General features: G+C 34.2%; 4 protein-coding genes and 1 pseudogene. 4 read left to right on the top strand and 1 reads right to left on the bottom strand.

Annotated elements, in window-relative coordinates; genetic code table 11:
• The 3 genes from P8M54_RS04170 to P8M54_RS04160 form a co-directional block, all read left to right on the top strand.
• The coding region (locus P8M54_RS04170; protein WP_300285530.1) for a dehydrogenase E1 component subunit alpha/beta at positions 1–1,905 on the top strand (1,905 nt) is incomplete at its 5' end.
• Between the two features lie 127 nt (positions 1,906–2,032).
• Positions 2,033–3,790, top strand: coding sequence for a DUF885 domain-containing protein (locus P8M54_RS04165; protein ID WP_300285528.1), 1,758 nt, complete (start codon positions 2,033–2,035; stop codon positions 3,788–3,790).
• Positions 3,791–4,201: 411 nt separating this feature from the next.
• On the top strand, positions 4,202–4,444 hold the full coding sequence (locus P8M54_RS04160) for a hypothetical protein (RefSeq protein ID WP_300285526.1): 243 nt from the start codon (positions 4,202–4,204) through the stop codon (positions 4,442–4,444).
• 23 nt (positions 4,445–4,467) lie between these two features.
• On the opposite strand, the pseudogene P8M54_RS04155 reads toward P8M54_RS04160, so the two are convergent.
• A pseudogene (locus P8M54_RS04155) lies at positions 4,468–6,012 on the bottom strand (hypothetical protein).
• Positions 6,013–6,167: 155 nt separating this feature from the next.
• Here P8M54_RS04155 and P8M54_RS04150 point away from each other — a divergent pair.
• Positions 6,168–7,202, top strand: a 1,035-nt coding sequence (locus P8M54_RS04150) for a 2-isopropylmalate synthase (RefSeq protein ID WP_300285524.1), incomplete at its 3' end; no start/stop codon positions are given.

Below are 7,202 nucleotides of genomic sequence, written 5' to 3'. Positions count from 1 at the left end.
CTTATCGAGGAAAAAATGTTGATTCTTATCCGTCAAGGAAAGGTTTCAAAATGGTTTTCAGGAATTGGTCAAGAAGCTATTTCAGTGGGAGTTACCGCTGTTTTAGATCAGGATGAATACATATTGCCGATGCATCGTAATTTAGGGGTATTTACCGGTAGAAATATTCCTTTATACCGCTTATTCTCGCAATGGCAAGGAAAAGCCAATGGTTTTACTAAAGGTCGGGATCGTAGTTTTCACTTTGGAACACAAGAATATAAAATAATAGGGATGATTTCGCATCTAGGGCCACAGTTAGGCGTGGCGGACGGAATCGCTTTAGCAAATAAATTAAAGAAAAACGGAAAAATAACCGCCGTTTTTACAGGTGAAGGCGCTACATCCGAAGGGGATTTTCATGAAGCATTAAATATTGCTTCGGTTTGGGAATTACCCGTTATGTTCGTCATAGAAAATAATGGTTACGGACTTTCAACTCCTACCAACGAGCAGTACCGATGCGAAAACTTGGCCGATAAAGGCAAAGGTTACGGAATGGAAAGTCATATCGTAGACGGAAATAATATTTTGGAAGTATATAATTTACTATCTGATTTAAAAGCTTCTATGAAAGTGAATCCGCGACCTATATTACTTGAATTCAAAACGTTTAGAATGCGTGGTCATGAAGAGGCGAGTGGTACTAAATATGTTCCGCAAGAGTTAATGGAGCAGTGGGCCGTTAAAGATCCCGTAGAAAATTATAGGAATTTCTTAAAAGAAAATAAAATCTTAACAGAGGAGTTTGACGAAAGTCTGCGAGCTGAAATAAAAGCTGAAATCGATGAAAGTTTGGCTTTAGCCAATGCAGAACCTGAGATAGAAGCTTATTTAAGTGAAGAATTAAATGATGTATATAAACCGTTTATTTATGAGGAGATTAAACCAACAGATGCTAAAGAAAAAATTCGATTAATTGATGCTATTTCAAGTAGTTTAAGGCAGTCAATGGAACGCCATAGTAATTTGGTTATCATGGGTCAAGATATTGCTGAATATGGTGGTGCATTTAAAATCACTGACGGTTTTGTAGCACAATTTGGTAAAGAACGCGTAATTAATACACCTATTTGTGAAAGTGCAGTGGTTTCGGCTGGAATGGGATTATCAATAAACGGTTACAAAGCGATTGTCGAAATGCAGTTTGCCGATTTTGTGTCGACTGGTTTTAATCCAATTGTGAATTTATTAGCTAAATCGCATTACCGCTGGTTAGAAAAAGCGGATGTAGTGGTTCGCATGCCCTGCGGTGGAGGGACTCAAGCAGGACCTTTTCATTCCCAAACAAATGAAGCTTGGTTTACAAAAACTCCTGGTTTAAAGGTGGTTTATCCTGCTTTTCCGTACGATGCTAAAGGATTGCTCAACGCATCCATTAACGATCCAAATCCAGTATTATTTTTTGAGCACAAACAGTTGTATCGCTCCGTTTACCAAGAAGTACCTGCAGATTATTATACATTACCATTAGGGAAAGCTGCTTTAATTAAAGAAGGAACCGATGTAACTATTATTGCTTTTGGTGCTGCAGTCCATTGGGCTTTGGATACTTTAGAGAAAAATCCAACTGTTTCAGCCGACGTTTTAGATTTAAGAACGCTACAACCACTAGATACCGAAGCTATTTTTAAATCAGTGAAAAAAACGGGTAGAGCGATTATCTTTCAAGAGGATTCATTATTTGGTGGAATAGCAAGCGATATTTCCGCTTTAATCATGGAGGAATGCTTCAAATACTTGGACGCGCCGGTGCAAAGGGTAGCGAGCTTAGATTCGCCAATTCCGTTTACAAAAGCGCTAGAAGATCAATATTTGCCGAAAGGCCGATTTGAAAAAACATTATTAGAGCTATTAGCGTACTAAAAATCGTACTTTAAAATAACACATTTAAGACGTAATTCATTGTTACGGCTTTTTTACGTTTATATGGTAAACTCATTCTTAATTATTCCAACAGATTTTTTACCTTTAAATTCTGAAAAAAGCATCTATGAAAAAAATAATAGTAACAGCCGTACTTCTCACTTTCTTAATTTCTTGCAAAAAGAATGCAGAAACTGTAGTTCCAGAAGACATTAATTTAGCTTTCGAAAATTATAAGGAAGGATTTGTCAGTTCGCTTTGGGACGTATATCCAGATTGGGCAGCATATCAAGGTTTTCACAAAGGAGATAGCATTTTAGTAATTTCTGACTCGGTTTTTAAAAAGAAACAACTTGATTTTGCACATGCACAACTTGATTCTTTGGAGCACTATCCCATTAAAAGTCTTTCGGACAACAATATAATTGATTTCTACATTATTCAAAATCAATTAAAAACAGTAATTTTTTCTATCGATAAGTTAAAATCAAATGAATGGAATCCTGCAGAATACAATGTAGGAGGCGCATTTGCTGAAATTTTAAATGGAAAGTACGATTCATTGGACGCACGTTTGCACAGTTTCAATGCAAAAATGACCAATATTCCCGCTTACTATGCAGCTGCAAAGCAGAACTTAAAAAATCCTACTTTAGAACATACTGCATTGGCTATTGCTCAAAATTTAGGAGGTATTGGTATTTTTGAGCAGGATTTGAATGCGGCTTTAAGCAAAAGTAAATTAAGTGTAGCTGAGAAAAAAGAAATGAGTGCAAAGGCAAAAATTGCCGTAGCAGCGATTAAAGACTATGCTAATTGGTTAAAAGAGCTAGATAACAAAACTCCACGTTCCTTTAGATTAGGTAAGGAGTTGTACGATACAAAATTTGATCTAGAAATTCAATCGAGCTATAGTGCTGATTCTGTTTTCGCAAAAGCAGTAGCACATAAAGCAGATTTGCACGAGAAAATGTTTCGCCTTGCAGATACTCTATGGACCAAGTACCTAAAAAAGGAGCCGAAACCAACGGATAAATTGCAATTGATTAAAAAGGTTATTGACAAAATTTCGCTTCAGCATACCACTCCTGCTAAATTTCAATCTGAAATCGAAAAGCAAATTCCTGAACTTGCTGCTTATGTTAAAGAAAAAGATTTGTTATATATCGATCCTTCAAAACCATTAGTAGTTCGTAAAGAGCCAGCCTATATGGCAGGTGTTGCGGGAGCTTCGATATCCGCTCCTGGTCCTTACGATAAAAATGCAAATACTTATTACAATGTTGGTAGTTTAAACGGTTGGTCAGCAGAAAAGGCAGAAAGTTATTTGAGAGAATATAATGATTATGTCCTACAAATTTTAAATATCCACGAGGCAATTCCGGGTCATTACACCCAATTAGTGTACAGTAATCAATCGCCTAGTATTATAAAAGCACTATTTGGAAACGGCGCCATGATCGAAGGTTGGGCTGTTTATGCCGAAAGAATGATGCTGGAAAGTGGTTATAAAAATTCACCTGAAATGTGGTTGATGTATTATAAATGGAACCTAAGAACGACTTGTAACACGATTTTAGATTATAGTGTTCACAGCAAAAACATGAGCAAAGAGGAAGCGATGTCCTTACTAATCAATGAAGCGTTTCAGCAACAGGCTGAAGCCGAAGGTAAATGGACTCGTGTTAGTGTATCGCAAGTACAGTTATGTTCTTATTTTGCAGGCTATACAGAAATTTATGACTTTAGAGAATTACTTAAAAAAGAAAAAGGAGCTGAATTTAACTTGAAACAGTTTCATGAAAAGTTCTTGAGTTACGGTAGTGCTCCTGTAAAATACATTAAAGAATTAATGGTAAAGGAAAGCAAGACCAAAAAGTCCTAAAAGAAAAAACCAATTAAAAATTTAATTGGTTTTTTTTTGTCTAAAATTTTCCTAAAAGCCAATAGAGAATAATAAAAAGTATAATAGTTCCAAAGCAACCACCACCTAATTTTTTGGCTCCCCAGCCTGCGAGTATTGTTTTAAAGAATCCGTTCATGATGTACAGTATTAGTTTATTAATTGATTTATTGTTAAAAATAAATAAAAAAAAGCTACAACCTTTCGTTACATTATAATGTTGATATATAATCTATTAATATTGAAAGAATGTAGCCGTTAGCCACAACTGCAACAGAAAGTCTTTGTATTAAAACTTTCCTTTATTAGTTCAAAACCAAATTTTGCTACCTGAAATTTTTTAGTAATTAAATTGTATATCGTAAATTTGACAAAAATAATTTGATCAATTAAATGAAGCCTTTAAAAGAAAATCTGCTGATAAAAGATGCCACCTTGCATAAAGTTCAATTTGATACCGAGTGGTTTTTTAATTTGGATGAAATGGCTTTTTATTTAAAAGAGGATTTATCCGAAGTCGAGTTTATCTATCTCCCGATGATAATCGATGGCGAGGAGGAATATGTGAAATGCAGTTCTTTTGAAGATATTATCCGAGGCCGAAAAGAATTTATAGAAAATAAAAGAGGAGCTTAATGTAAGCTCCTCTTTTGGCTCAACTATCGATTGGTTAATTTTGCTTTCTCTTTTCTGATGTCACTAATTTTTCGATTTTCGATTTTACTTTCGAGCCAAGAAATAATATCAAGATATAAAAAGGCTCTTTTTTCATATGTATTCTTATCGAGTTCAATAAAACGAAGGCGCATTTTAATGAATTCCTTCTTAATATCGCTCGGATAAATTGAATTTAGGTTTTTCAAAAACTTAATAATTTCCTTTTGAACCTCATGTAAGTCGTTCATTTTAAGTAAAAACTTATAGGTATTCTTTAATTGATTGTCTAAATAATAATCTTTACCTAGTTCATAATGAGCTATTAAACACAGTAAACGAGCAAAGCACATTAAATCTTCTCGCATGCTTAGATTTTTGTTGTTGATTATTTTTTCAAGATATAAAATACAATCCGCATACTTTTCATTGCCAAAATAAATGCTCGCAATTTTGTAAAAAAACATCATTTCGTGATGTTCATCTAGATGATCATTATGGATTTTAAGTTTATGTAAAATTTCAGGAATTAAATATTATGCTTCCGCAAAAGTACCTTCTAGAATATGAAAATTCAGCTTGTTGTTATAAACGTATAGAAAGGATAATGAAGCAATATTGTCGTTTGCAGGAAATCGAGGATCAGCAATCGTTTCTTCTAATCGACTTAGGTTTTCTTTAAACTTCGACATGTATTTTAGCATATACAACGACTCCAATAAATAATGGTTTCCTTTTAGAAAGAAAACCGGATTCAGGAAAATCATGTGCTCATTGTCATAAAACAAAGTCACCCATTTATAGGCATATTTGTAACTAGATAAAAAATCCTGCACTAGGAAACTGCGCCACAGATTGGCATTATAAAACCAGTATTTTTCTCTGAAACCAAATTTAGTTTCATCAAATTTAGCGATGTGTTTGTTAAAATAATCATCAATATATTTATACTCCTCATCTGTTTTTACATATCCAGTTTTAAGCATGATACCATAAAGCTGCAAAGAAAGGTTGGAGAGTTTACTCGATATTGTGTTTCTATAATTAAGCTCCTTGGCTTGAATTACCAATTCGTCGGCACGACCTTGGATACTTCGAGTGATATATTGCGATTCTATCAATTTTTCGAACTCTACTATTTCGTATGCCATCAATTTTTCATCGTTTTCTAAAGCGATGATTTTGGTTTTATCCAAGAGTTTTAAGCTTTGCTTATAGAGTCCTTTATTGTATAAAATGGTAGCAAAATCGATTTGCTCTCGCAGTTGATAACGCACATTTTGACTTGGAATATTAAGTCTAATACTAACCAGTATTTGCTTGTATAGATATGATTTTAAATTAGATAGCTGTACTTTTTTAATTACACCGCTTTTTAAAATCAGTTTTTCGTCATAGGTATCTGACTTGTCTAAAGTATTAAACAACTCAATGAATTTCGTATTTGAACTGGTCTCTAACCGACTCGCAAAAATTTTAAACTGTCTTTTTTCTGATTTAGACAGTGATTTTATTAAGACAAATAAGAAATCTTTTTGATGGTTAGCCATTGTAAAATAAAGTGGTTTATTTTATTGATTATCAAGTTCTTAGCTAATTATAAATTAGCTTATAAGCAGTATATTTAGTATAAATTCGTTTTATATTCACTATATGGAAATCTACTTTTGCTATGAAGATGTGAAATTACATTAAATTAATGAAAATGAATAGAGAGAAAGTTCAAATTTTTGATACCACTTTGAGAGATGGAGAACAAGTCCCGGGATGTAAATTAGACACGGCTCAAAAGCTAGTCATTGCAAAACGATTGGATGAGATGGGTGTTGATATTATTGAAGCTGGATTCCCTGTTTCAAGTCCAGGAGATTTTTTATCTGTTTCAGAAATTAGTAAAGTAGTTAAAAACGCTACGGTTTGCGGATTAACGAGAGCGGTAAAAAATGATATCGATGTGGCAGCCGCGGCGCTTAAAAACGCAAAGTTTCCGCGTATTCATACTGGTATAGGAACTTCTGATTCTCATATCATACACAAATTAAATACAACCAAAGAAGATATTATTGAACGTGCCAAAGCTGCCGTAAAACTAGCCAAATCATACGTTGAAGATGTAGAGTTTTATGCGGAAGATGCAGGACGCACGGATAATGAATTTTTAGCACGAGTCTGTGAAGAAGTGATAAAAGCAGGTGCTACAGTATTAAATATTCCTGATACCACAGGATATTGCTTGCCAGAAGAATATGGAGCAAAAATTAAATACCTGAAAGAGAATGTAAAAGGTATTGAAAACGTGGTTTTGTCTTGCCATTGTCACAATGATCTTGGAATGGCTACAGCAAATTCAATTTCGGGTGCCATCAATGGAGCAAGACAAATAGAATGTACAATAAATGGAATAGGAGAAAGAGCGGGAAATACTGCACTCGAGGAAGTAGTAATGATATTCAAACAACATCCTTATTTGAATCTGTACACCGATATTGATACAAAGCAATTGAATGAAATGAGCAGATTAGTTTCTGAAAGTATGGGAATGATTGTTCAACCCAATAAAGCAATCGTAGGTGCCAATGCCTTTGCTCACAGTTCAGGAATTCATCAAGATGGTGTAATAAAAAACAGAGCTACTTATGAGATAATGGATCCTTTAGAAGTTGGTGTCAATGAATCCTCAATAGTCTTAACAGCCAGAAGCGGAAGAGCTGCACTGGCGTATCGAGCTAAAAAAGTAGGA

This window comes from Flavobacterium sp. (assembly GCF_029242675.1).
Taxonomy (GTDB): Bacteria; Bacteroidota; Bacteroidia; order Flavobacteriales; family Flavobacteriaceae; genus Flavobacterium.
This window is presented reverse-complemented; position numbering and strand designations above follow the sequence as displayed.

What these genes read in the sequence shown, in the direction of transcription:
- P8M54_RS04160 (WP_300285526.1), top strand. Translation starts at nt 4,202, where the DNA reads ATGAAGCCTTTAAAAGAAAATCTGCTGATAAAAGATGCCACCTTGCAT.
- P8M54_RS04165 (WP_300285528.1), top strand. Translation starts at nt 2,033, where the DNA reads ATGAAAAAAATAATAGTAACAGCCGTACTTCTCACTTTCTTAATTTCT.